The organism is Streptomyces sp. NBC_00576 (assembly GCF_036345175.1).
Taxonomy (GTDB): Bacteria; Actinomycetota; Actinomycetes; order Streptomycetales; family Streptomycetaceae; genus Streptomyces.
The window spans coordinates 6,230,488-6,255,881 of the sequence record NZ_CP107780.1 but is presented as its reverse complement, the minus strand read 5'-3'; the positions used below and the strand labels follow the sequence as shown (position 1 = coordinate 6,255,881).

Annotated in this window: 14 protein-coding genes and 3 pseudogenes; 5 read left to right on the top strand and 12 right to left on the bottom strand. The window is 68.2% G+C overall.

Going from position 1 to position 25,394, the window contains the following annotated elements:
- Positions 1–157: 157 nt before the first annotated feature.
- The 5 genes and pseudogenes from OG734_RS26990 to OG734_RS26975 form a co-directional block, all read right to left on the bottom strand.
- Positions 158–1,381, bottom strand: a complete 1,224-nt coding sequence (locus OG734_RS26990) for an IS110 family transposase (protein WP_330290074.1) — start codon at positions 1,379–1,381, stop codon at positions 158–160.
- A 149-nt stretch (positions 1,382–1,530) separates the two neighbouring features.
- Entirely contained in the window at positions 1,531–2,106 is a 576-nt protein-coding gene (locus OG734_RS26985; RefSeq protein ID WP_330290073.1) for an IS66 family transposase, read from the bottom strand.
- 95 nt (positions 2,107–2,201) lie between these two features.
- A pseudogene (locus tag OG734_RS48010) lies at positions 2,202–2,276 on the bottom strand (hypothetical protein); the annotation flags it as partial.
- Between the two features lie 214 nt (positions 2,277–2,490).
- On the bottom strand, positions 2,491–3,390 hold the full coding sequence (locus OG734_RS26980; protein WP_330290072.1) for a hypothetical protein: 900 nt from the start codon (positions 3,388–3,390) through the stop codon (positions 2,491–2,493).
- Between the two features lie 154 nt (positions 3,391–3,544).
- Positions 3,545–3,769 (bottom strand): hypothetical protein, encoded by a 225-nt coding sequence (locus OG734_RS26975; RefSeq protein ID WP_330290071.1) that lies wholly within the window; start codon positions 3,767–3,769, stop codon positions 3,545–3,547.
- A 230-nt stretch (positions 3,770–3,999) separates the two neighbouring features.
- Between OG734_RS26975 and OG734_RS26970 the strand changes: the two genes are divergently transcribed.
- The 4 genes and pseudogenes from OG734_RS26970 to OG734_RS48005 form a co-directional block, all read left to right on the top strand.
- The gene (locus OG734_RS26970) at positions 4,000–4,980 is read left to right on the top strand and encodes an IS3 family transposase (RefSeq protein WP_330290070.1); all 981 of its coding nucleotides are present in this window, start codon (positions 4,000–4,002) and stop codon (positions 4,978–4,980) included.
- Between the two features lie 493 nt (positions 4,981–5,473).
- Positions 5,474–6,088 carry a TetR/AcrR family transcriptional regulator gene (locus OG734_RS26965; RefSeq protein WP_330290069.1) on the top strand — a complete coding sequence of 205 codons (615 nt, stop codon included), beginning with the start codon at positions 5,474–5,476 and terminating at the stop codon, positions 6,086–6,088.
- A gap of 130 nt (positions 6,089–6,218) precedes the next feature.
- Positions 6,219–6,808: pseudogene (locus OG734_RS26960) on the top strand (TetR family transcriptional regulator).
- A 405-nt stretch (positions 6,809–7,213) separates the two neighbouring features.
- Positions 7,214–7,306: pseudogene (locus OG734_RS48005) on the top strand (hypothetical protein); the annotation flags it as partial.
- A 226-nt stretch (positions 7,307–7,532) separates the two neighbouring features.
- Here OG734_RS48005 and OG734_RS26955 read toward each other — a convergent pair.
- Positions 7,533–7,874 (bottom strand): hypothetical protein, encoded by a 342-nt coding sequence (locus tag OG734_RS26955; protein ID WP_330290068.1) that lies wholly within the window; start codon positions 7,872–7,874, stop codon positions 7,533–7,535.
- Between the two features lie 310 nt (positions 7,875–8,184).
- Here OG734_RS26955 and OG734_RS26950 point away from each other — a divergent pair, with 310 nt between their 5' ends.
- On the top strand, positions 8,185–8,817 hold the full coding sequence (locus OG734_RS26950) for an MFS transporter (RefSeq protein ID WP_330290067.1): 633 nt from the start codon (positions 8,185–8,187) through the stop codon (positions 8,815–8,817).
- An 836-nt stretch (positions 8,818–9,653) separates the two neighbouring features.
- Here OG734_RS26950 and OG734_RS26945 read toward each other — a convergent pair.
- The 6 genes from OG734_RS26945 to OG734_RS26920 form a co-directional block, all read right to left on the bottom strand.
- Entirely contained in the window at positions 9,654–10,109 is a 456-nt protein-coding gene (locus OG734_RS26945; protein WP_330290066.1) for a hypothetical protein, read from the bottom strand.
- Between the two features lie 438 nt (positions 10,110–10,547).
- A complete protein-coding gene (locus OG734_RS26940; RefSeq protein WP_330290065.1) occupies positions 10,548–17,021 on the bottom strand; it encodes an RHS repeat-associated core domain-containing protein in 6,474 nt (2,157 codons plus the stop codon).
- 53 nt (positions 17,022–17,074) lie between these two features.
- Positions 17,075–18,733: a LamG domain-containing protein gene (locus OG734_RS26935; RefSeq protein WP_330290064.1), complete on the bottom strand. Its 1,659-nt coding sequence runs from the start codon at positions 18,731–18,733 to the stop codon at positions 17,075–17,077.
- 585 nt (positions 18,734–19,318) lie between these two features.
- Positions 19,319–19,744, bottom strand: a complete 426-nt coding sequence (locus OG734_RS26930) for a DUF7674 family protein (RefSeq protein ID WP_330290063.1) — start codon at positions 19,742–19,744, stop codon at positions 19,319–19,321.
- 87 nt (positions 19,745–19,831) lie between these two features.
- Positions 19,832–23,845 carry an RHS repeat domain-containing protein gene (locus OG734_RS26925; protein WP_330290062.1) on the bottom strand — a complete coding sequence of 1,338 codons (4,014 nt, stop codon included), beginning with the start codon at positions 23,843–23,845 and terminating at the stop codon, positions 19,832–19,834.
- A 522-nt stretch (positions 23,846–24,367) separates the two neighbouring features.
- On the bottom strand, positions 24,368–25,318 hold the full coding sequence (locus OG734_RS26920) for a LysR family transcriptional regulator (RefSeq protein ID WP_330293797.1): 951 nt from the start codon (positions 25,316–25,318) through the stop codon (positions 24,368–24,370).
- Positions 25,319–25,394 lie beyond the last annotated feature (76 nt).

The following is a 25,394-nucleotide window of genomic DNA, read 5'->3' as shown; positions in this document are numbered from 1 at the left end:
TTGTAGGGGTTGATCCTGGTTTTTGGGGACGTCCCGCGAAGCGGGATGTCCCCGGCGGATCGGGTGGCTGATGGGCAGTGCGGTGGCCGGCAGGGCCGCAGTGGCCGTGCCGGTGCGCGGGTGTGATGGGGCCTGGAGGGCGGAGGCGGTGGAGTCGTCAGGCAGCGAGGCCGACGTCGCCCGGGGGGCGTGCTTCGTAGAGAGCCCCGGTGCGGATCATCGCGTGGATGACGTTCACGCGCTGGCGGGCCAGGCGGAGGGTCGCCTGGGTGTGGGTCTTGCCGCGTGCGCGCTGGCGGTCGTAGTAGATCCGGGAGGACGGGTCGGCTTTGCAGCCGATCGCGGCGAACGCGGCCTGGAACAGGGCGCGTTTGAGGAGCCGGTTGCCGCGGTGGGGTGCGTGCTCGCCGCGGATGGAGGTGCCCGAGGACTTCGTGGCGGGCGCGAGTCCGGCGTAGGAGGCGAGGTGTCCGGCGGTGGGGAAACCGCTGCCGTCACCGATCGCGACGATCACGGCGGCCGTGGTCCTGACGCCCAGGCCGGGCAAGGAGGTCAGGAGGTGGAAAAGAGGGAGGGCCTCCAGCAGGGCGGCGATCTCCTGCTCGGCCTGGCGGCGCTGAGTGTGGGCGGCGGCGAGCTGGGCGGCGAGTCCCGGCACGATCAGCGCGGATGCCTCGGTGCCGGGAACGACGAGGGTCTGCTCGGCGAGCGCGTCGAAGATCTCTGCGGTGAGGTGGTGGGCCTTGCGCGAACCGTGCGCCTTGAGCAGGGACTCGCAGCGCGCCCGGCCCAGTTTCTTCAGCCTGGCCGGGGAGCCGTGGCGCTGGAGGAGGGCCTGGATGTAGGGGTAGGCCAGGCGGGGGCCGAGGACGCGTTCGAGGGAGGGATGGATCTGGGAGAGCAGGCCGCGCAGCCGGTTGGTGGTGCGGTTGACCTCGCCGGCCAGGTCGTTGTCGTAACCGGTGAGCATCGTCAGCTCGGCCAGCACCTCGTCGTCGCGGTCCACCGCGCGCAGGGTGTGCGGCATCGTGCGGGCGGTCTCGGCGATCACGAACGCGTCGCGGGCATCGGTCTTGGCCTCGCCGGGAGGCAGGTCGGCGGCCCGCCGCATCGACAGCCCGGGCAGGTAGGCCACCCGGCAGCCCGCCGCGCGGGCCACCGTCAGCGGCAGCGCACCGATGTTCGCGACCTGGTCCACGATCACCAGAACGGTGCCGAACTTCGCCACCAGCCTGGTGAACAGCTCCAGCAGTCTCGGCTCGGTGTTGGGCAGCCGCTTGTCGTGCACGGTTCTGCCGTCCCGGGTCCGGCCGTGGGCGTGGTGGAACTCCTTGCCCAGGTCCAGGCCGAGGAAGAGATCTATCGCGGTCGTGTCGACCATGTGCGTGTGCCTCTCGCCACTCGTCTCCTGAAACTCCCGGCCGTCCCTGCGGCACCACACGCCGGCAACCACGTTACGCAGACATGCCGCCCGGTGAAGCGGCCCGGCATTGCGCCGGACCAGGCGGTCGTCAGGCCCCTCATCAGCGGTCAAGCGGTGCCCCGAAGCCCAGCGGCAACACCCCCCAGGTCATCGCCTTCGACAGGGGGCACACAGCCATACCGGACCCGGGGGCCAGGAACCCCATTGCGGGGCCACGAGAAAGGTAACCTCGGGGTGGTCTCGTCCCCGTGCAGCACGTGCCCCAGGACCAGCAGGGCCCGGATCAGGTCAAGTGAGGGTTGGACCAGCTCGGCGGCCCGGTCCAGGACGGAGGCGGTCCAGCCGGTGGAGACCCTGGCGCCGGTCAGGTCGGCGATCAGCTGGGCGGCGCGCTCGACGGGAACGTGCTGGAAGACCAGGAGGTAGACCGCGAGCGCCCGCAGGTTCAGCCCGTAGGAGGTCGGCGACCCGGCCAGCAGGCCGGGCGCGTCGGCCGCGGTCACATGACCGCAGTCGCACCAGACCTTGTGCAGCCGATGCTCGGTGACCCGCACCGTCACCAGCGGGACATCGCTGACCTGGCGGCGGGCGAAGCCCACCGACAGCGCATCACCCAATGCCTCGCCGCAGTCCGAGCACGCACCCGGCCGGTGGTCCTCGACCCGGTCCAGGTTCTCGACCATCGCCGGTCCGGCACCCGGAGCACCCTTGCGCTTGCCCGCTTACCCATCGGCTTCGGCTTCGCCACCGTCTCGTCCCTGGGCAGGCCGAACACGTCCTGCGAGGGCGGAAAATTGGAGTTCTTCGAGTTGCGGTCCAGCCGCCGCTCCAGCTCTGCCACCCGCGCGGTCAGCCGCTCGTTCTACTCTTCGAGCCCCGCACAGCGTTCAGCCAGCACCACGTTCTGCTCGCGCAGTACAGCGATCAGCGTGAGGAGGTCCTCACGCGACGCAGCAGGCTCGGCAGCGGCAGGCATGATCCCGCAGCGTGCCAGAGAGCACAGCGACCTGTCACATCGTCAACTCGCAACCAGCACGCCAACCTCGTGAATGCTTACGACCGATCCGTCAGGAGCGACCAACAGTGCGCGCTCCGAGAGACCGCAGGACATCCTCCTCGTGGTAGAAGGTGCGGCCCTTGTCGGTGCGCCGCCGCCACCCCTGTTCGCTGGCATGGCGGTACACGCTGCCGGAGGGGACCCCCCACAACAGGGAAATGGCCCGGGCGCTCAGCCACCGCGCCGTCGGCGCCGGGAGCGCCGGGCCGGCCGGCCGCTCCGTCCGGTCCTCCGACGCACCGCGGCTCAGCGCCATCCACTCCTGCGCGGACCAGCGGTGCGAGGGATCCGCGGCGCAGCTGATCTCGACCGGCGGATCGGCCCGGTTGACGCGCACCACGGCCGTCAGCCCGCCCTCGCAGTCCGCCACGACGCACGTCCCGACCTGCATGCCTCGGCCGGGGGGCGGGTCGACCACATACCCCGCCCGGCGTACCGCTCGCGCCACCTCCTCGGACAGCTCACCCGCGGCTTCGTGGGCGGCCAGCCACCCGGCGTGCCGGATCAGGAACTCGACGACGCCGGCCACCGTGTCCCGGGGCGCGGCGACGATCCGCTCCCCGACGACCAGCCCGGCCCAGGAACGCAGCACACCGAGGATCACGGAGCGGGCTTCCGCCGCCGCGGTGTTGAAAGGGAGCCCGCGCAACGAGCCGCCACCGCCGGATGTACGTTCGCGCGGCCGGTCGGTGCCCCCGAGGAGCAGTCCGCACTCGTCGTACAGGCTGGGCAGCCGCGTCAGACCGCCGGTCAGGCGGAGGACGCAGGCCGAGCAGAGCCGGGTTCCGGCCACGGCGAGGCCTCGGGGACGCCCCGAGGCCTCACTTCTGCGACATGTGATGCCCTCGCATGCCGTGAGGTCCGCCACCGCGTAGAGCGCTCGTGTCGTGTCATTGAATTCGCGTGTCATGTTATCCCCGCCTCGAGTGGGGCGAATGTATTTCGCGGATTCAACGACAGGCAAGGGGAAGCCCCGCTTTATGTCAATCCTCTGTAGCGGGCCTTCCGTTTCCCTGATGGAGCTGTCCTGTATATGTCGATCGGCTGAAACCGATCGACGTCCATCACATTTCGGATGGCGCGTGATCGATTTTCAGCCGAGCAGCGATACCGTCAAGGACGCAGTCCAGGCCGATTTCGAACTGCCATTGTGGATCACCCTTGCGGGCGGCCTCTCCGAGGTAGCCCTCGCACATCGGGTAACGGCCGACCTTCATCAGCCAGGCCGCCTGCGAGGCCAGTTCGAAGCGCGCTTCCTCCTGACTGGACCGCCCTCTCGCCCACACCAACTGGTTCAGGCCGATCTCCGAGTCGACGGCGCCCGCACGTCGGAGGCGACGACACCGACCACCGACTGAACGTGGAGCGTGACCGACTACTCCCGAGCGAGGTTCTCATTGGTCACCGGAGTGAAACACCAGTCCGCCAGGCTTGTTCAGATATGGGACGGTGAGGTTCCCCCGAAATGCGGAGTGTGTTGACAGAGGGTCAGATGGGACTCATGAGAGGAACATCGACCATGGCTGCGCCCAGAAAGTACTCGCTGGAGTTGCGTGAGCGTGCGGTGCGGATGTACCGCGTCTCCGAGCCGAAGCCGCAGATCAAGAAGCTCGCCGTCGACCTCGGTGTGCATCCGGAGGCTCTGCGCGGGTGGATCCGCCAGGCCGAGGCGGATGCCGGCGAGCGCGATGACCGGCTGACCACCGACGAGCGAGCGGAGCTCGCCGCGCTGCGCAAGGAGATCCACGCCGGCTCGGGCGGGATCTACGGCTCGCCACGCGTGCATGCCGTGCTCAAGCGCGAGGGCGTCCACGTGGGCCGCAAACGGGTCGAGCGCCTGATGCGCGAGGCCGACATTGCCGGGATCAGCCCACGCCGGGGCGGCTTCACGCGCCGCGATCCCAAGGCCACACTCGCCCCGGACCTGGTCGAGCGGGACTTCACCGCACCGGCGCCGAACCGGCTGTGGGCCACCGACCTCACCATGATCGCCACCGGTGAGGGGCCCTTGTGGCTGTCGGCGATCCGGGACGCGTTCTCCCGCCGGGTGGTCGCCTGGGAGACCTCTGCCCGCGCGGACGCCGACCTGGTCCTGACCACCCTCGAGTACGCACTCGCGAGCCGGGAAGTCGAACCGGGCAAGCTGATCCACCATGCGGATCACGGCTGTCAGTACACATCCGTGAAGCTCACAACTCGACTGTTGAGAGCGGGAGTTGAAGCATCAATGGGCTCGGTCGGGGACAGCTACGACAACGTTCTCGCGGAGAATCTGTGGATGATCATCAAGACGGAGTGCATCCGCGGCCGCGTCTTCGCCACCCGGGCCGAGGCGAATCTCGCGCTGTTCGAGTACATCGACGGCTTCTATAACTCCCGGCGCATCCAGAAGCGGCTCGGCTACCTCAGCCCGATCGAGTTCGAGGAGAAGCACTACGCCGACCAGGCAACGGCCGAACGAACGAACCTGAAACCCCGTCAACCCGCCCTGACCAGCTGATCAGCACCTCCCGCACACCGGGGGAACCTCACTCACCTCCGCACGAGTTCACAGCGCCTCACGGCGCACTGACACCACCCCCCAGGTCATCCGTTCGACAGGGGCAACAGTCGTGCCTGGCCTGGAGGCCAGCGGCCCTCTTGCAGGACCGCGAAGAGCATAACGGGGACGGAAATCCCGGCCGGTCGTGGGGACGTTCACAGGCGGCAGGCGGCAGGCGGCAGGCGGCAGGCGGCAGGCCAACTCCCGCTTGTGGGCCGCAGCAGTGTGGCCTCGGGTGATGCCAGGGCCGGTGCCCCTGCCGCCCTCTGTGCTCCACGTCCAGGGTGCGGGCCGATCGAAGCCGACCTGCGGCACCCTGATGGGCGCCGACCACCTGACGGGTGCCCAATACCTCGTACCGGTTGACACTCCCCCCTCCCGTCGATGTACACCGGTGGCAGAGCAAGGACCGAAAGAACGTGTACGCACACGCAACACCAGGGAGTGAACCGTGACGGAGACACCGGACAACGCATCGGCCGCTGTCATCGCCGAGAGATCCGATGCCGCCCGTAACCGCGCCCGTTTACTGGAGGCGGCGGCACGACTGGTCGCCGAACAGGGAGCCGAACACGTGACGATGCGGGAGGTGGCCGAAGCAGCCGGCCTGGGAAAAGGCACCCTCTTTCGCCGGTTCGGCGACCGCGACGGCCTCCTGCTCGCCCTCCTCGACGAAACCGAAGCGGAGTTCCAGGAGGCGTATGCCTCAGGTCCTCCCCCGCTGGGACCAGGAGCACCTGCGGTGGACCGACTGACGGCGTTCGGCTGCGCCCTGCTCGGGCGCATCGCCACCGATGCGGACTTGGGCGCAGCGCTGGGACGCCAGGTGCCCTACGCCCGCCGCGCTGGCTCGGGCAGCGGCCAGGCCTTCCACCGCCACGTCTCAACTCTCCTGTGCGACATGGGACTTGATGGTGACCATGACATGCTCGCCCACGCCCTGCTCGCCTTCACCAGCTTCGAGGCGGCGGACTACCTGCGTGAGGAGCTCGGGGCGCCCACCACGCGCCTGCAGGCCACGTGGGTCGACCTCATACGGCGTTTGGCCCAACCCGAGGGAACATGAGCGCACATGCCCAGCAGGTGGCGGTCGGCATCCTCAGACGCCGTCGGCCATCATTGGAGTACGTTCGAAATACCATACAATGAGAGGGCCGACGGAGAACAGGCGGCCCTTTCGGCGTACGGAGGAGCCCGTGGTGCGGTACAGCAAAGAGCACAAGCAGGTGACGAGGCAGCGGATCATCGAGACCGTCGGCCGTCGGTTCAAGCGCGACGGCATCGGCGGCTCGGGCATCTCGACACTCATGGCGGACGCCGGACTGACCAACGGTGCCTTCTACGCCCACTTCGAGTCCAAGGACGACCTCGTCGCCACCGCGGTCGCAGACCAGCTGCGCACACTGAACGCGAACGTCGTCGCGCAGGCGGCACCGGGCATCGTCGGACTCAAGCAGATCGTGCGGCAATATCTGTCGCCCCAGCACCGCGACAACCCCGACGAGGGTTGCCCCTCCGCCGCACCCCTCGACGAGATCGGGCGGTGCGGGGACGCGACCAAGCAGGCCTACACCGACGGCGTACTGGCCGTCATGGACAGTGTCGCCGAGCGCCTCGCGCCGGCCGATCCGCGCTCGGTCCGCAAAAAGACCCTCAGCGTCTACGCCATGACGTCGGTACCCTGCAGCTCTCCCGCGCCCTGGCCGACCGGCAGCTCTCCGACGAACTCCTCGAAGAGGGCATCCACAACGCCCTGACCGCCCTCGGCATCGCGGAGTCCCGCTGACTCGCAGCGGCACAACGCGGCAACCGCTCCACGCCACGCCCTCTGAGCTCCGCCGAGCATCTGCCGCGCCGGCGGGGCTCTTCTGGTCCGCAGCGTTGCGACCGCCACTCCTTCCGCGCCGCGAGCCGTTGTAAAGGCTGGTCTCGAGGTGGTCGGAACACAGGGCGGATCACTGCGGGCCCACCCCGCCCACCGGGGTGGCACTCGACATCGAAGTGGTCCACAAGGCGATCGCCGCGGCGGTCAAGGCCCGAAGCCGAAGCCGCGACATGCCGTCGGCCCCACGGCCTCGCGCGTCAGCACCCTGCGCCGTGTCGTCCCCGCCCCCGGCCTTCGACAAGCAGACACGCAAGTCAGCCGAATGGCCGGCTGCCCTCGACTGCGGGCACCTCGACGCCGACGGCTATGTCTTCGTCATGGGCCGCACCAACGACGTCATCAACCGAGGTCGAGGCCGAACTCGTCCAGCTCGTACGCGAGCACGTCGGCGCCGTCGCCTCCCTCAATGAGGTGACGGTCGTGGCCGCCCTACCCAAGACACGCTCGGTAAACCTGTGCAAGACCATGCGCGGCATCGCGGACGTACAAGCGGCTCGCGCCGGACGTTCTGGTGGTAGAGGCGGACTCGGACAACCGAAGATCATGGAGGAAAAGCCCGCCTTCCAGGGCAAGATCGGGCTTGACGGTAACGGCGCTGACCTGGACGGGCAGCTGGGCTCTCTTGTCACCGGGGCCCAGCTGGGTCTTCTCCGCCTCGGAGTTGGGGGGCGGGCACCTCGGTGGCGGCGCCGACGCTCAGCGAACGCGTGCTCACCGCGGCCGTGCCACCCGCCGAGTCCCACATCATTTCGGCCGGGCCCCTGAAGACAGCATTGCCATCCTCGTCGAGGGCGCGCAGACCGCAGCCCGCGCTCGGCAGGACCTGCAGACCCCCACCGGAGGCGCTGAGTCTGACCTGCTCCAGCGTCGGATTGGCCGCCGCCTGCGCCGACTTGACGACGAGGACCTCGCGATAGCCCTCGGCCATGGCGGTCAGCTGCAGGTGCACGCCCTTGTGTCGAGGCAACTGCACTTCTCCACCGCCCACCATCCGCGGACGGGAACGGCCCTTGGGCCCTACTCAGCCAGTACCGCCTCGTCCTCCATGGTGACCCTCACGGCCTGCACCACTGCGGCGCTCTTGACGGCCTCCTGCACGGTCCCGAACCCTCAGCCCTGCGCCGTGCCTGCCCAGGCCCCTGGCCTGGCGGTTTCTGCCGCACAAGACCGGCGAGGATGCGAACGCCCGGCTCGATCTCGGCGGTATCGCCTTGCTCAACCTGGCCTCAGCCCTGCTGATCATTCCGCTGCTCCAGGGCCGGGAACTCGGCTGACCCTTGTGGACCTACCTGTCGATAGCCGGGTTCGATCACCGCACTGACGCTGTTCGTCGTCTCTCATCGGCGCAGCAGCCATCCGGTGATCACCCCTCGCTGTTCCGCAAACGCAGCTTCGTCGCCGGTCTGGCCATTGTGGGCGCCTTCTTCGCAGCGCCGAGCGAATTCCAGCTGGCGTTCAACTTGCTGCTGCAGCTCAGCCTGCACTGGACTTCGCCGCACACCAGCCTCACCCTGATCCCCTGGACGCTCGACAGCGCCGTCGCCGTGGTGCTCGCCAGCGCTGTGCTCACCCAGAAACTCGGCCGCGCCGCCTTGCAACTCGGCCTCGGCATCGCCGTTATCGGCCTGCTCGTAATGTGGTGGACCATCGTCCACCGGGGCGACAGCCTCGCCCCCTGGACACTGGCCCCATCACTGCTGCTGATCGGATACGGCACCGACCTGGCCTTCGTCCCGATCTTCGACTGCGTCCTCGGAGGCGCATCCACCGAAGAGGTCCGCACCGGCGCAGGCATGCTCAACGCTGCCCAGCAGCTCTCCGGCACCATCGGCGCCGCCGCTCTCGGCACCGTGTTCTTCGCACGCCGCAACCACGGCGGAACTCGGTTTTCGACCACGCCGGCGAACTGATCACCTTCGCCCTGGTCTGGCTCCTACCGAAGCACGCCCAGCACGCGGAAAGCTGATCCCAGGCCCGCGATCGGCCGCCGAGCCCGCTTAACGAATTCCGCTGGTCTGACTGTCGAAACTCTACAAGGCATCGGTCAACACTGAGCCCAGAAATGCCGCTCTTGATGGTCATCCCAGCACCGTGGCTGCACGCGTGGCCGCACATTGGCCGCACCTGGTCCTCGACAGAGCGTCAACTGACGCCATCATTGCCACAAAAGACCAGCCCAGGGGCCAGGGGCCTAGGAATCACTACAGAGACCGTACCTTCGACCTACGCATTACGATGCATAGACTGCACGTGTCCGTTTATTCCCAATTCCAAGGTCAATAGAAACAAGAAACCCCAGGTCAGAGGCCCGACCTGGGATTCACCATGGAGCCGCCTTCGGGATTCGAACCCGAGACCTACGCATTACGAGACCACGGGGATTCGTGACGGCTGGTTCCGGCTCGTGCCGCTCGGTGCTGTTCTTCCTGATCAAAGCACATGCGATCAGTTCCACGGTGACACCCTGTATTACCTCGTCCAAAGGCGTCCGGCCGCACTGTGGCCGCACATGGCCATGCCCTCGGGTGTTGCGGACGGCCGGGACACCGTTGTCACCCTCCTACAGGGCAGCCGCAATGACGCCGCTTCGACACCGGGACCGTGGCCTCAGCAACGACATGAATCTCGGAAGCCGGGCGCAAATGTCACCCTCGACTCGTCTGGCCGTCGCGAGCGCCCTCGGTCGGCCGCAGGCCAGGATGTGCCTCGATCCCAACACTCTGACCGCGCGGGACTCACCCGCCGCTCACCGAAGCCCCGCCCCGCCACTGAACGCGTGCCGCACCAGTTCCCCGTCCTTCTTCGGCACCGCGAGGTCGTACGTCCCCGCACCCGTGACGAGTTCATACCGCTCGAACTTCGGAGCCAGCCGAACCTTCCCGCCCGCCAGCTTCAGCCGGAACGGCGCCTGAAGGGCCGCGTCCCGGCCGCCCCGCGCGTCGCTCCAGACCGGTGCCTCACCGACGGCGAGCCGAAGATAACCCTGCCTCAGTCGCGCGACCTGCTTGCCCTTGCCGACCGAGACCTTGACCGTCCCGCCGATGCTCTGCGTGAACCCGACGACCCGCAGCGGCTGCCCACCGTCGAAGTCGGCGATGTCCTGCGACGGCGTACGACGCCGGATCCATGTCCAGCGCAGCAGCACGTCCAGCATGGTCTCGGTGCCGGCGGAACGGCGTTCTGTCGATATGACACGTCCCATCCCCGTGTCCCCTCCCTTTCCTCGTCTTCCCCGTAAATCCTTTCTTCGCTCGCTACGTGCGCTCGAACCGTTGCGGCAGTTCGCCGGAATCCCACAGACGATCGAGTTTCCGGAAAAAGAGATCGCTGTCAGATTCCGTGTCGATCCTTTCCGCACGGGACAGCGCGGCCAGGGGATCCGTAAACCGCAACCCTGCCGGCCTCGGGCCCGTATTCCCAGTGAAGTGCCGACAGGAAGCACACCACGTGTAGCTGATCACGGTCTCCCGGCCGGGCCCGCGATCAGAGGCGTACAAATAGGTGCGAACCGCGAAGTTTCCGCAGACAGGGCACTCCCGTTCCCTCGGTTCGTCGATGAACCGCGGACCGGCGCCCAGCGCCTGGACATGCCCCCAGTCGTACGATTTCACGCGTCACCCCTCACCGATTCCGGGTCGCTTCACCGGCCTGATCTCCTGTTGAAGAGATCAAGCATTCTCAGTCCGTATGCCTCCGCGGCAGACTCCTTGCCACCGAAGTCGGCAACACCCATCGTGGCAAAGCTCTGGTGATGGTAAGCCTCGTGAAAGATCGTGGTGACCGCGGTGTCCATGTCGGCGAGACCCATATCCGAGACCTGGATCGCCGGCCGCCCGCGGGGACCCAGTTCCGGCAGACCTCCCGGGTGCGGGCTGTAGCCGTACGCGAGTAGGCCGTCCGCCGTCGTGATCTCCGGGACATGCACGATGTCGAAGTGGTCCACGCTCATGCCGGCCCGGCCCAGCGCCATCTTGACGTGCTTGACGCTCACACCCGCCCCCTTCTGGCCGCCAGGCGACTTCTGGGAGCTCCCCCGGTATGCGCCCGCCGAGCGGACACCGTTGCTGGCCGTCGACGCCGCGTCCGAACTGGCGGCAGCCGCACCGGACGATGCCGCCGCCTCGGACTTGGCCGCCGTCTTCGCTCCCTTGGCCACGGCCGCGGCACCCAGCCCGGCAGCGCCTGCCGCCCCCGCGATCACCGCCCCGCCTTCGCCGATCACGCCGGCTGCCGCTCCCGTCACCGCGGCCCCCAGGCCACCGATCTCGGCTCCCGCCGTGAATCCCTCGGCGCCCGCCACCAGGACGGCTCCACACACACCCGCGGTCGCCGCCACGCAGGCGACCGCGCCGACCACCACCGCCGTGGCGACCACGGCCGCGATCACGGGGTGCCGTTCGACCTCGTGGTAGGCCTTCTTGGCGTAGCAGGAGAAGGACCAGCCGCAGCTATGGTGCGAGGAACCACCGCCGCCACCGCCTCCGCTGTGCGAGGAAGAAGAGGACGCGGAGGAGGAGGAGGAGGAGGAGGAGGAGGCCGTCGTGGTCGTCGCCGGTGCGGGTGTGCTGCCGCAGTCGATGGCGCACGTGTTCATCGTCGGGTCGTTGTACCAGTCGTCCATACCCGTCGGGTCGCTGCCCGAGATCGGGTTGTCCGCCGCGTACGTGTACCCGTCGATCTGCTGGGCGTCAGTCAGCTCCAGGACCGGGTCGTCCGAGACGAACCGGCCGGTCGTCGAGTCGTACTCCCTCGCCCCCAGGTGCGTCAGACCCGTCGCCGCGTCCTGCACACCGCTCACGAAGCCCTTGTCACCCAGCCATGAACTCGAGCTCGGCTGCGTACCACGGGTGTTGCCGAACGGGTCGAGCCGCCGCCTCGCGATCGTCTGCGTCGTCGCGTCCACCGCCGTCTCCGCGGTGTCGTGCCCGTCCGTGACCTGCCACTGCAGGCTGCCCGTGCTCGTGCGCACCGCGACCGTCTGGCCCGCCCACGCGTAGTAGCGCGTGCCCGTGGTCGTCGTCGCGCCCTTGGCCAGGTGCACTTCGGTGTCGCCCAGGTACAGCGTCGTCCCGGAGTCGTCGCGCGAGAGCAGCCGGTTGCCGTCCGCGTCGTAGAGGTAGGAGGCCGACGTCCCGTCCGCGTTGGTCACCTTGGCCAGGTGGCCCTCGGAATCCCAGTCCAGCGTCTGGGTCCTGCCGCCCAGGGTGCGGGTGTGGGTGTTGCCCGAGTGGTCGTACGTGTAGGAGTTCGTGGTCGTGGTGGAGCCCACAACCGTGCTCGACGACGTCAGCGTGTGCGCCTGGGGCGTGCCCTGGGGCGGGTAGACGAACGACGTCGTCGCGTCGGAACCGCCCGTCGTGGTCGCGTGGTCGGTCTGCGTCTTGCGGTTGCCCAGGTCGTCGTACGCGTAGCTGTGCCAGTACGGCGCCGGGCCGCCGAGGACCGACGTGGACGCGGTGGCGGCGCAGCCGTCGGTCGCCGTCCAGGCCTCGGTGAGCCGGTCGTGGCCGTCGTAGCGGTAGCACTGGACGTCGTCGGTTCCGTCGGCGTGCGTGGCGACCTTCGTCGGGTTGCCCGCGTCGTCGTAGGTGTACGACGTGTCCTGCACAGGCGCCGACTGGGCGTCGTCGGTGACCAGTTCACGCTGGAGACGGCGGGTGCCGTCCTCGTAAGTATTGGTGATCTGGAGCCACTTGGCGGTGTCCGAGGACGAAACCCCCAGCGTGAGCTGGCTGACGTCGCCCTGCTTCGAGTAGTTCGTGTTCTGTACGTAGCCGGTGGTGCCGCTCAGCGTCGTCGGCATGCTCAGGTCGTTGTAGCCGTACTCCAGCGACTCGGAAGCCAGACCGCCGGCCGCCGGGTCGGAGGTGACCTGGACGGTGCCGTCGAGGTTGTAGCCGGTCGTCGACGAGTACGTGCCCGCCAGCGCCTCTTCGCCCGTGACCGACGGGATGACCATCCGGGTCAGCGTCGGCCGGTACAGCGAGTCGTAGGCGCCGACCTGGGTGACGTACGCCGAGCCCGCACTGCCGCCGACGTACCGGATCGCCGACGTCGGCTGACCCTTGGCCACCGAGTCGAAGGTCCATTTGGCCAGTTCGTGCGCCGCGTCCTTGGTCGTGCCGTCGTACAGGTCGGTCTTGCGGCCGAGGATGTCGTAGGCGTAGCTGAGCGTCTTCTCGTCGGAGGTGCCGACCGCGATCGTGGTGGAGGCGACTTGGTCCAGCTCGTTGTACGCCGTGTTCGTCGTCCCTGTGTCGGGGTCGGTCGAACTGGTCCTGCGGCCCATCAGGTCGTAGCCGTACGACCACGTGTTGCCGTCGTCGTCGATGACCTCCTTGAGCTGGCCCTTCGGGTCGTACGTGTACTTGATCGACGTGTAGGAACCACTCGGCGTGCCGTTGTCGTACTGCCGGGTCTCGACCGTGCGGCCGAGCGTGTCCGTCAGTGTCGTGGTCGCGATACCGCCCTTGGGCGGAGTGACCGTAACGCGGTCGCCGCCGTACGCCGTCGCGGTCGTCCAGCGCTTGGTACCCAGCGCGTAGAAGTCCTCCGCCGTCGGTCGGCCGACACCGTCGTACGTCGTCAGCATCTGGGACGGGACAACCGAGGTGATGTTCGCCAGCGCCCCGGACGGTGAGGTCGTGTCCGTGTAATCGGCGTCCGCCTCGACCGCCGTCCCCCGGCTGTCGTACTTGGTTTCGGCGATGACACGGCCGCCTCCCGGCGCCGGGGTCTGCGTCTGGCGCGGGCGCAGCAGCGCGTCATACAGGGCGTACGTCGTGTCGTACGTCGTGCCGTCGTTGTTGAGTTTGCCCGTGGAGACCACGGAGGCCGCCGAGTTGGAGATGGCGTAGGTGTAGACGAGGCTCGCGCTCTGGCCCGAGGACTTGCTGCGGTTGGCCAGCCACAGGGACTTCAGCCGGCCGAGTCCGTCGTACGCGTAGTCCGTGCGCTTGCTGTTGGGGTCGACGACCGAGGTGGCGAGACCGCGCGCGGGGTCGAAGTTCGTCGTCGTCGAGTAGCTCTTGGCGTCCGTGGTGACCGTGCTGGTAAGAGGGCCGCCCGTGGTCGGGGTGTACGTGGTCTTGCTGACCACGGTCTGGTCGGCGTCCTTGACGGAGTCGACGCGGCCCTGGGGGTCGTAGTGGCTCGTGGAGACCGTCTGGTAGACGGGGCTGCCGCCGCTGTACGACGACATGCGCTGTGTCGACGTCTCGTCGCCGAGGGTCGGGGCGGTGCCGTAGGACTGGCTGTCGTAGAGCGTGCGGACGTCGGAGACCACGTCGTCGGGGCGGGTCGGTGTCTCGTCGCAGGCCACGTCGACCGTCTCGACGCGCACCGGGAACGCCATCAGCCAGTTGGTGGTGTTGTTCGCGATCGTGGTGCGGGTGCACTGCTCGTCGCCCGAGATGGCCGTGTCGCCCGCGTCGTCAACGGTCAGCGCCGCACCGGTCGTCGGGTCGTACGTCGTCGAGACCAGTGTGTCGCGTGTGCCGCCGGCGGACAGGTCGGTACGGGCGTGCACCGCCGCCGGGCGGGTGAAGTACGCGCTGCGGGCGCCGTCCGTGGCCGTCTGGTGGATCCACTGGTCGGTGATGGTGCCGGACACCTCGGCGGAGCCATTGTAGGTGACCGACTCCCGGACGCTGCCGGCCAGCGGGTTCGAGTCGGTGACCGAAGTCCCCGTGGAGTCCGTGACCTTGACACTGCGTGCGGTGCCGTCGGACTGTTTGTCGGCGTCCATACCGCGGAAGTACGTCGCGACCGTCTTCGTCCGCGTCGACTGCGCGTCACCCGTGGTCGTGGTGACACTCCCGTAACCACGCCACTGCGACCACGTCTTGCGCTTGGCGAGGGCGGTGACGTTGTCGCTGTCGTAGTGCCAGGCCGGGGAACCGTTGTAGGTGTAATCGGTCTCCTTCAGCGGGGAGCCGCCGGTCGGGTCCGACTCCGTTACCTGCGTGACAACGTACTTGTGGAACCAGTCCAGTTGGGGATCGGTCGTGAACGGCGGCTGCCAGTACGTCGGGAAGCAGCGCAGGGTGTCGGAGTCCGGCGCGCTGGGCATGGTCGTCCCTGCCACGCACTGCGGGTCGGAGTAGTTGACGGTGAGGACCGAGCCCGTCTCCGAAGTGATCGTCCGCACCCGCCATTTGACCAGTGCCGCGATGTCGTCGTGGGTCGTGTCCACCCGGTTGAAGAGCTGCACCCCCGCGAAGGTGACCGGCGGCATCGCCGTCGTCGAACCGTCCTTGCCCGTACGGGTGATGGACTTCAGCCACAGCCCGGCCGAGGTGCCGTCACCCGGATCCGGGAAGGAGTGGGCCAGCGCCCAGGAGTCGACGTCCCGATAGGCAGGGGTGGCGAGACTCGCGTCCCACACGCTCGTGGTGACGCCCGTAAGCCGCTTGCGGGAGAAGAACGTCGGCCCGGTGGCGCTGCACACCTTGCCCGAGGCGCAGATCTCGTCGAAGGGCACGTCGGGCCAGTGCGAGGACGTCGACGAGGTCAGGGAGGAGCAGTCCTCTGTGCTGGTGACGAGGCAACGCTCGGCGGTGGTGAAGGAGACCTTCTCCGGGGCGGTGCCGAAGACGGTGGAGGAGGTGATGCCGTAGTCGATCCGGCTGAGGTAGCCGCCGCGGTCGTACGCCGTGCCGTTGTCGGTCGTGGTGCCGTTCTTGGCGTAGTAGTTGGTCTCCTTGGTGTACCAGTACGACATGGCGTTGCCGTGCGGGTCGACGACGTAGTCCAGGTTCCAGCGCCAGGCCTGGGTGAGCGCACGGCCGGAGAACGACGTCCCCTGGTCGTAGCCCGGTTCGCCCGAGTCGTCGCCGAACACCGGGGCGGTCCAGGTGGAGTTGGTGACCGCGTTGCCGGTGGCCCAGCCGGGCAGGCGGTTCTTGCCGAAGACGTACTGGGTGCCGTCCGGGGTGGTTACCGTCCAGTACTCGCCGTCGTTGTCACCGTTCGTGGCACCTGTGGAGTGGGTGACGCGCTCGCCGTCGTCGGTTTTCGGGTGCCATGCGCCGGTCGAGGAGTCCTTGATCAGGGGGCTCGACTTGCCGCCGAGGACAAGGGTGGCGTTGTCGTTCGCCCAGCACTCGTCGTTCTTGCCGGACTGCCCGTCGTCGTCGCAGGAGTCGTACGACCGCTCGATGTACCCGGTGGTGAGGTCGAAGCCCTCACCGACCCATGAGGGCTGGTTGTTGGTCGAGGGCAGCCGGCCGTCGACGCTCTGCGCGTCGTAGGTGAGGGAAAGGTTGGGCGAAGGACCGCCGTTGGACGGCGGCACCGACAGCGGGTACGACCAGGTGAAGTCACCGCTGGAGCCGCCTGCGTTCCAGGACGCGGACGGGTTGAGCGGGGTCGCCGCGTAGGAACCGGCACCGGACGTGGCGCCGGTGGTCGCCGCCATGGCGGTGATGCCGGAGGCGGCGAGCGGGGCCGTGGCGGTGAGGGTCTGGGCCGACGTGTCGTTGGTCGTGGGCAGCGGGGTTGTCGTACGGCACTTCTTGAGCTTCGGGGTGGTCAGCGCGCACGCGGGCAGGCGGACCAGTTGCAGTCGGGAGGCGTAGTCGCCGCCGTAGGCGTGCGCGAAGCCCGAATAGTCCAGCGTGAGGCGGGCCTTGGCAGCGGCCTTCCTGCCGTCGGCGCGGGTGAGGGAGAGGACTGCGCCATGGATGCCGAGGGCGGTGGCCGTCTGGTGCGGGGCCGTTTTGACGGTGACTTTCGTGGGGGCCGCGCCCTTGCCGGGCGCGGTCACCTTCATGGGGAGACTGCCGACCAGGGTCGACTTGGCAGTGTTCGCCACCACCGGGAGTGTCTTGGCCGAGGCGGTGGGCCAGCTCACCGGCCGGGAAAGGGTCTTTGCCGTACGGGCGGCGGCAGCCTTCGCTGGATCCTTCTTCGCGGCCGTCTTCGCCTTGAAGGCGACCGCTGTGCCGTTCTTGGCCGCCTGCGCCGCCACGGTGTGGTGCCCGTGACGCTGGGTCGCCCACACCGCGGGCGCGGTGCCGAGGCCAGCGGCCACCACAGCGCTCGCCGTGGCCCCGACGACCCATAGCCGTATCCGCCGCAGCGGTACCCGCCGTTGGTGCCCTAGCCCGCCCATGATCGAACTCCCCGTGTGTCGAAGGTTTTTGAAAGCCGTGTCAGGGCTGTCGTCTACAGCAGGATGGGCAGCTCGTTGACGTACATCTGGTTGATGTCGGTGTCGGACACCACACCCGTCCACACCCGTACGTCGTCCACGAGTCCGTCGGCGAAGTCGCTGTACGTGCCGTTGCTGATCCGGCCGCGCCCGATGTTGAAGGTGCCGGTGGCCTGCCAGGGTGAGGTGAACACGATGCCGTCACCGGTGTCGGTGTCCGTGTCCGTGTCGCCCTGCGCGCCCTGGCGCACTCCGTTGACGTACAGGAAGAGCTGGTGATGAGCGCCGTCGTACACGCCGGTCAGCAGGGTCCAAGCACCCGGGTCAACCAGCTGGGCCGAGGCGATACTCGCCGGCGCGGTCACCACCGTGGCGCCACTGCCGGCGACGTCCGCGGTGGTGCGGCCGAACACCCACATGCCCTGCGCGGAGCCCGCCGCCTGGTAGTACCACAGGCCCCACGAGTCACGGACACCGCCGGACTGGGTGGCGATCCGCATGTGGTGGGCCACCGTGGTGTCGGACAGTGAGGCCGTGTCGAGTTTGGCCCAGGCCGCCACCGTGAAGTCGCCCTGTGAGTCCACGATCGGCCCGGTCGCGGTGGCGTTGGCCGCCGAGGTGCCGTTCAGGGAAAGGACGTTGCCCTTGCCGCCGTCGGTGTCGGTGCTCCAGGTGCCGCCGCCTGCGACGGTGGCCGTGTGGCCGTACCCGGAGGAGTCGGCGGCGCTGGTGCCCGAGGTCTCCTCCAGCTTCCAGTCGGCCGCGAGCGCCGGCTGTGCCTGCCCGGTGCCGGCGTCGGTCATCGCCTGGAGGTCGGCGATCTCGTCCTCCGACAGGATCCGGTTCCAGGCGGTCACCTCGTCGACCTGGCCCGGGAAGTAGTCGCTGAACGCGCTGCCGTACTGGCCGCGGGCGATCTGGAGGCCGCCGGTGCCCTGCCAGGGCGTGGTGTAGGCGACCGAGTCACCCTGCGGCACGCCGTTGACGAACAGTTGGATGGTCTGCTCCTGCGCGTCGTACACGCCCATCACGTGTGTCCAGACGCCGACTTCGGGTGTGGTGGTGCCGATCGAGCGGACGATTGTCGGTGCCGCCACGTCCGTGGTGTACCGGTTGAAGATCCACGCGTTGTAGGAGGTCGAGTAGTAGATCGCGAACGTCGATCCGTTGACGCCGGCCTGGGCGACGGCGACCGAGTTGTGGGAGGTGCCGGTCAGCCGGGCCCACGCCGAGATGGTGAAGCTCTTGGTGGTGTCCAGGACCGAGGAGCCGGTCGCCGCGTACGACGACGTCCCGTTGGCCTGGAGGGACTTGCCGAGTCGGGCGAGTGAGGACCAGCCGGCCGAACCGGCCAGCGTCGCCGTCCGGCCGCTGACCGAGTCGGTGGCCGTGGTGCCGGTGCCCTCGTCGAGGGACCAGTGGGCGACGGGGCCCGCGCCGGGCGCGACCTTGAAGGTGTACGTGTAGCTGAGCGAGCCGTTGCTGGCCGCGTCCCAGGTCTGGACAGTCAGGGTGTTGACCCCGCGCGCGTCCGGCGCCAGGGACACCGCGTAGCTGGTGGTGGCGGCGGTGAAGGTCTTGGTCCGCACCGGGTTGTCGTTGAGCTGGTACGTGTACTTGAGCACATCCGAGGCCCCGTTGGCCTTGAGCGTGAACGTCGCGGGGGAGCCCACACCGCCGTAGGCCGTGCAGTCGTCTGGGCTGTCCGGGCTCGCGCACTCCGGTTTTCCGGAGCCGCCTTCGGGATTCGAACCCGAGACCTACGCATTACGAGACCGTGAGGGATCGTGTTGTGTGGTGCCCGGTCGTGCTACTGAGTGACGTTCTTGCTGATCAGAGCATGTGCAACAGTTTGACCCGTGCCACCCGATGCTGCACCGTCCAAAGGCGTCCGGCCACCAGCTGGCCACCACTGGTGACATGAAGCGGGGTCACCGAGATTGTCGGCCTCTCACAGACAGCGTCCCGGAAGCGTTCGACATCACGGATGCTGAGCTGGCACGCGAGATCGTGGCGGCCGAGCGCGAGCGCCTACTCACGGGCGGCTGACGGACGTAAGACGCGGAGGCGCCGAAGTCCGTGAAGCCGGGGGCGACCTCAAGCGGGTAAGTCGCGGCTGCGCCGGGCAGTTGCGGCCAAGGCAGGATGAACAAGCTCACGGGGCGGCTGCGTGCCGTGCCGCGGGGGGCGTCCTGTGAAGGGGCGTCACCCGCAGCACGACCGACGACACGGCCCTGGTCATCGTGCGGTTGTGGGCCCTACCGTCGGTTGATGCCGGGCAGGTAAACGCCGTAAAAATCCAGCATCGTGAGGGTCTGTGCCCGCGTCCGCTCCTTCATGTACGGCCAGGCCGCCTCCACGAGGCCGTGGGCGTTCAGGAGCTGTTCGAGCACCTCGAAGTAGGCGGCGCCTCGGACGCTCTCCAGGGAATGCTCCGTGAGCCGCTCTACGAAGTCCCAGCATCGTTCGAGTAGTTCCGTGTCCGGGGTGTCGCTCTCGAGCTGCGGCATCAGGATGGGCGTCATGAAGCACTGGGCCAGCACCGACTGAATATGATATGGCGCGTCTTCGGTCAGAACGGCTGCTTCCGCCGGCATCTCGTACTTCTCGGTGATGAACTCCGCGGATTCGGGGATGGTGCGCAGCAGAAGGGAGGGAATCTCCTCAAAGGGAACGTCACTCATGTCTTTCCGGTTTCCTGTGCGGTGGTCGCTGGTGCCGGTACGGGGCCCGTCGCGCACGATGCGCGGCGGGCCCCGTACCGAGTGATGTCAAGCGCAGTTCGTCGGTGGGCAGACGGATCCGCCCGCAGCGGGAGGTTCCACCGCCTTGTGCACTCCGAACGGGTCCACGATGTCCTTGAACATCTCCCAGGAACCTCGGCCTACGCCGTACTCCTCTACGTAGGAGGGAGCCTGGGCTGCCGTGGCCAGGCCACCGACCAGTGCGAAGGTCTTGGGGAAACCGCGCAGGCGGGTGGGCTGACCAACGGGCTTCGGGGCCTTGTACGGTACCGGCTCGAACACCTGCCCGGTGAGATCCTTGACTGCGGGCGTCTTTGTCACGGTGGAGAAGCTCCCCTTGATGACACCCTTCATTCTCCCGTCACTGTCGACCATCTTCTTGATGTTCCCCGTGACATCGCGGGAGTTCAACGCATTCCACAGTTCCCGAGCCTCGGACTTGGCGACGGCCAGGTCCGAGTCGCTCAGGAGGTTCTGCGTGTTTTTTCCCATTTCCCGAGCTTGTTGGTCCTTTTGCAGAATGTCAGACAGGCCACTCATCGTCTCCCATCCGTTCTGCATGTGCAATTGGTTCTTGCCGGGGAGCCGCTTCCCGTTGTTGAACTCGTAGATGATCGCCGTCGCTATCTTGCCGTCACCCATGACCTTCTTCGCGACCGGCTTGGCATAGATCTGCTTCAGCGCCCCTTCCAGGTTGGTGTTACTGACCGCCGGCGGATACGCCCGCGTACGGAAGCGGCCCGGGTTCAGGTTGGGAATTCTGCTGAGGACCTTGTCGACGGCCTGCTTCAGTGCTTTGAAGAGGCTGAGGAAGCCGAAGAACTTGCCGTCCGGGTCGGCGTACACCAGCGGGTTGTTGTTGCCGTAGGTGTACCCGTTCATCTGCTGCGGGTCGGACAGCGACATCACCGGGTCGACGGAGAGGAACCGGCCGGTCTGCGGATCGTACTCGCGAGCGCCCAGATGGGTGAGCCCGGTGTCCTTGGTGTCGTCGATGCCGCCGACGAAGCCTCTTGTGCTCGGCCAGGCGGCCGGAGCCGTGCCTCGGGCACCGCCGAACGGGAGGACCCTACGCTGGGTGAGGGCCAGGTCCGCCGCGGCGACGGCCAGCAGGCCGGTGCCGTGGTGGTCGGCGAGGGTGAAGGAGAAGGTGCCGTCGTCGGCGCGGATCGCCTGGTGGCCGCTGCCGAGGTCGATGTAGCGGGTCGCCTTGGCCTTGGTCGCACCCTTGTCCAGGGTGACGTCGGTGTGGCCGAGGTGCAGGGTGGTGCGGGTACCGGTGCGGGAGAGCAGCCGGTTGCCGTTGGCGTCGTACAGGTACTCGGTGACACTGTCCGGCTTGCCCGCGACGGGCTCTGTGACCTTGGCGAGGAGCCCCTCGGCGTCCCAGTCCAGGTGCTGCTTCCCTCTGTCGGTCGTGTTGCCCGTGAGGTCGTACTTGTAGTCGGTCCTGCTGGTCCCGGCCGGTCCCTCGGTGGTCACCGAGGTCAGCGTGTGGGCCGTCGGCGTCCCGGGGGCCGGGTACTCGTACGTGCGCTTGACGTCCTTGGCGGTGTCGCCCCCGGTGTGGTGCTGGGTGTCGGTCAGCCGGTTGCCGGCCTTGTCATAGGTGTACGACTGCCAGTACGGGGCCGGGCCGCCGAGCTTGGCGGCGGACGGTGCGGCGGCACAGGTCTGGTCGCCCTGCGTCCACGCCTCCGTCAGCCGGCGCAGGTAGTCGTAGGTGAAGCACTGGTTGTCCGTGCCGGTGCGCGAGACGTCGTTCAGGGAGAGGACATTGCCGGCCTCGTCGTAGCGGAAGGTGACGTGCTGGTCGACTCCGGGCTGTTCCTCTCGGTCGACGCGGGTGTTCGCCAGGCGCTGGGAGCCGTACTCGTAGGTGTTGGTGACCTGCGTCTTCTTGCCACCACTGGTCAAGCCGAAGCTGTACACCTGCGGTTTGCCGGTCTGGGTGTAGGTGGCCGAGGAGGTCATGCCCTGGCCGAACACCGAGATCGGCCGGAGAGTCTGGTCCTCGTAGGTGTAGTTGACCGACCCTCCCGGCAGGGAGCCGGCCGCGGAGTAGCTGAGCGAGGCGACCAGACCGGACGGCTTGAAGGCGGTGCCGGACTGGTAAGTGCCGGCCAGTGCACCCTCGGCCGCCGGGATCACGGTCGCCGTCTTGGTGGCCCGGTACAGCTTGTCGTACGCGGTGACCGACGTCGTGTACGCGGCGTCGCCCACGTAACGGGTGGAGTCGGCGAGCTGGCCCTTGGCGCCGGCCACCGTGTCGTAGGTCCACTTGACCCGCAGCGCGCCCGTGGCGGAGCCCTCACGCAGTTCGGTCTTGCGGCCCAGTCCGTCGTAGGCGTTGAACAGGGTGCCTCTCGCGTCGGTGCTGGAGATCACCTGGTTGCGGTCGTCGTACTTGGTGTCGGTACGGCCCTTGTCGGGGTCGGTGATGGAGAGCTGGTTGCCGCGCTGGTCGTAGGTGTGACTCCAACTGTTGCCGGCCGGGTCGGTGACCTTCAGCAACTCGCCCGACGGAGTTTGCTCGTAGAGGGTCGTGTCGTAGGCCGACTCGGGCGCCCGCGCCCGGTGCTGGCGCAGTTCGGTGACGTTGCCGCGGGCGTCGGTGAGAGTGGTGACGGTGGTGTCGCCGACCGGCGGGATCACCGTGGTGCGGTCACCGGCGTAGATCGTCTTGGTGGTGCTCAGGACGGTGCCGCCGCCGCCGTCGCCGGCGATCTGCTTCTCCTCGACCGCTCGCCCCAGACCGTCGTAGGCGGTGTGGGTCTGGGTCTCCACGGACAGCGCGTCGGCAGGCTTGAACAGCTCGGTGACGGGGCTGCCGGTGGTGTAGTAGGGGGCGAACGTCTTGGCGGCCAGGCCTCGTTCGTCGTAGAAGATGTCGGAGATGATCCGGCCGCCGTCCGGGCCCGGGGCCTGGGACTGCCGCTCCCGCAGGAAGCCGTCATAGAGCTTGTACGACGTGATCTGGCCGCCCTCGTTGTTGAGCAGCTTGGTGGCGACTGTGACCGGCTTGCCCTCGGTGACCGTGTAGGCGTACTCGTATGTCGGCACGCCGCTGGTGGCACGGTCGGCGAGCCAGACCTTGGTGGAGCGGCCGAGCGCGTCGTAGGCGTAGTTGGTGACGTTGCCGTTGGTGTCGGTCTGCTTCAGAAGCAGACCGCGCAGTGGGTCGAGCTCCTTGGTGACGGTCTGCGCGGTCGAGGGGACGGCCGGGTCGGCCGGTGGCGTGGTGGTCTTGGTCTGGGTGGGCAGTCCGGTGGTCGGGACGAAGGCCGTGGTGGTGGTACGGCCGTCGGTGCGCGCGGTGCGCACGGGGACGGCGTCGCCGGTGACGGTCATGTCGGCCGTCAGGTCGGTGACCGCCAGCGCGCGTCCGTAGTCGTCGTAGGTGGCACCGGCCTCCAGGTAGGTCGCCTTGGTGCCGTTGTGACTCTTGAGGGGCGCGGTGCCCGTGGCGTCGCCCTTGGTCGGCGCCGCGTCGTAGGCGCCGCCGTCGTAGGCGGTGCGGATGTCGTCGATGACGTCCTTGCTCCGGTCGACCGCGGCGTCACAGGCCTTGGCGACGGTCTCCACCCGGGACGGCAGAAGCAGGATGTTCTTGTCGGTGTTGGTGGCATACGTGGTGCGGGTGCACTGGTTGTCGGTCGCCGTGGCAGTGTCGCCGCGGTCGTCGACCTGGGTGACCCGGCCGGCGACGGTGTCGTGGGTGACGGAGCTGGACGTGGTGCGCCACTTGGCGCCGGCGCCGTCGTCCAGAGAAGTCCACTCCTGGCTGCCGGAGACGCCGGTGAAGTCGGCGGTGACGGTGCCCCAGTCGCGAGTCTTCTTGGCCGTCTCGTGGTGCCAGGGCCGATTGACCGTCTTGGCGATCACCTTGCCGCCAGGGCGGTCGAAGGCAACGGTCTTGTATGCGAAGCCCGCAGCCGAGGCGTGGTCGGCGATCGGGTCGCCCTCACCGGAGTCGAGGGAGACGGTCACGGACTTGGCGCCGCCCGTGGTGTCCTTGCGGTCGCCGTCCATGCCGCGCACAAGGTCAACAGAAACAAGAAACCCCAGGTCAGAGGCCTAACCTGGGGTTCCCCATGGAGCCGCCTTCGGGATTCGAACCCGAGACCTACGCATTACGAGACCAGCGGGATTCGTGACGGCTAGTTCCACTTCGTGCCGCCCGGTGCTGTTCTGCCTGATCAGAGCACATGCGAACAGTTCCGCCGTGACACCCTGTGTTACCCGGTCCAAAGGCATCCGGCCGCACTGTGGCCGCACATGGAACACCCACGGATGTTCCGGGCGGGCGAAACGCCATTGTCACCCTCCGACAGAGCAGCCGCAATGGTGCTGCTCCGGCGCCGGACCCGTGCCCCCGTCAGCGGCGACCCACCTCTCGGAACAGGACGGCGCGACTGGCATGCGGAACACACCACGTTGGCGGCAGAGCCCGGTCCGCTGGGGCCGATCGAGGGCGACGGAGGCGAGGTGGACGCGCTTCCCGAGCATGGTCGATCGTGCAGCGCGGCTTCATCGCGGGCACACCCCCAAGCAGGGGATGGATCAGCCGTCGGGAAAGGGCCGCCGCCCGATGGGGTCTCCGTGTGCGTTGCGGGAGGAAGGTTCGGAGAGTGCCGCCTGGCGCAGGTGCTCGGCCAGCGCCGCAATGGCCGTCGGCGACGCCCGGCCCTTGACGCCCCAGGCCAGCAGATGGTGGCGGCGGGCCCAGGGGTCCTGCAGTTCGCAGATGTCGAGTGGCTGGTGGAGGTCGATGGCGCGGCGCGGCACCACGGCGAGCCCGACGCCGGCGACAACGAGGGCGACCAGCACGTTGAGGTTGGCGACGGTGGTGCGGTAACGGACCACCGGAGCGTGTGGCCCCAGGTGCTTCTCGATCCAGCGGCGCAGCGAGGAGTCGGCGTCGAGCCCGACGAGAGGGTGCTCGGCGACCTCGCCGTAGGTCAGCGCGGTCCGCCCGGCGAGGACCCCTCCGGCCTGGCCGATCACGACGAGGGAGTCGTCGCCGAGGGGCTCCAGATGCAAGCCGCAGTCGCGGGCCTCGTCGTCGAGGACGACCCCCAGGTCCGCCTCGCCGTCGGTGAGCATCCGTACGGTCTGTGGGGTGCGGCTTTCGGACACCGTGACGTCGACTTCCGGGTGTGCGCGCAGGAACGAGACCAGGGCCCGCGGCACGAGCCGATGCATCGCGGAACCGCCCCCCAGCAGGATCAGCGGAGCGTTCGGGGACCTTGTGTAGCTCGCGACCGCGCTTTCGAGGCGCGCGGTCCGGACCAGCACGTCGCGTGCATGGCGGGCCAGAGTCGTGCCCGCCGGGGTGGGCCGCACGCCCCGCCGACCGCGGATCAGCAGCGCCACGCCGGCGTGGCGCTCCAGCGAGCGCACCCTGGCGCTGGCCGAAGGCAGGCTCAGGTGCATTCGGTGAGCACCCGCCGTGATGGACCCCTCGTCCACGATGTGGAGAAAGAGCCGCAGGTCGTCCAAGTCGTAGCGCACCATGTCAGCCTAAGGCTTAGCCTTAGGCTGGGTGCGTCGATTACACATTGTGGACCCACTGGTGACGGGTGATGCT

Bases quoted from the DNA above. Each gene is read 5' to 3' on its own strand.
- OG734_RS26940 (WP_330290065.1), bottom strand. From the start codon at position 17,021: ATGGGCGGGCTAGGGCACCAACGGCGGGTACCGCTGCGGCGGATACGG.
- OG734_RS26930 (WP_330290063.1), bottom strand. From the start codon at position 19,744: ATGAGTGACGTTCCCTTTGAGGAGATTCCCTCCCTTCTGCTGCGCACC.
- OG734_RS26970 (WP_330290070.1), top strand. From the start codon at position 4,000: ATGGCTGCGCCCAGAAAGTACTCGCTGGAGTTGCGTGAGCGTGCGGTG.
- OG734_RS26945 (WP_330290066.1), bottom strand. From the start codon at position 10,109: ATGGGACGTGTCATATCGACAGAACGCCGTTCCGCCGGCACCGAGACC.
- OG734_RS26980 (WP_330290072.1), bottom strand. From the start codon at position 3,390: ATGACACGCGAATTCAATGACACGACACGAGCGCTCTACGCGGTGGCG.
- OG734_RS26990 (WP_330290074.1), bottom strand. From the start codon at position 1,381: ATGGTCGACACGACCGCGATAGATCTCTTCCTCGGCCTGGACCTGGGC.
- OG734_RS26985 (WP_330290073.1), bottom strand. From the start codon at position 2,106: ATGGTCGAGAACCTGGACCGGGTCGAGGACCACCGGCCGGGTGCGTGC.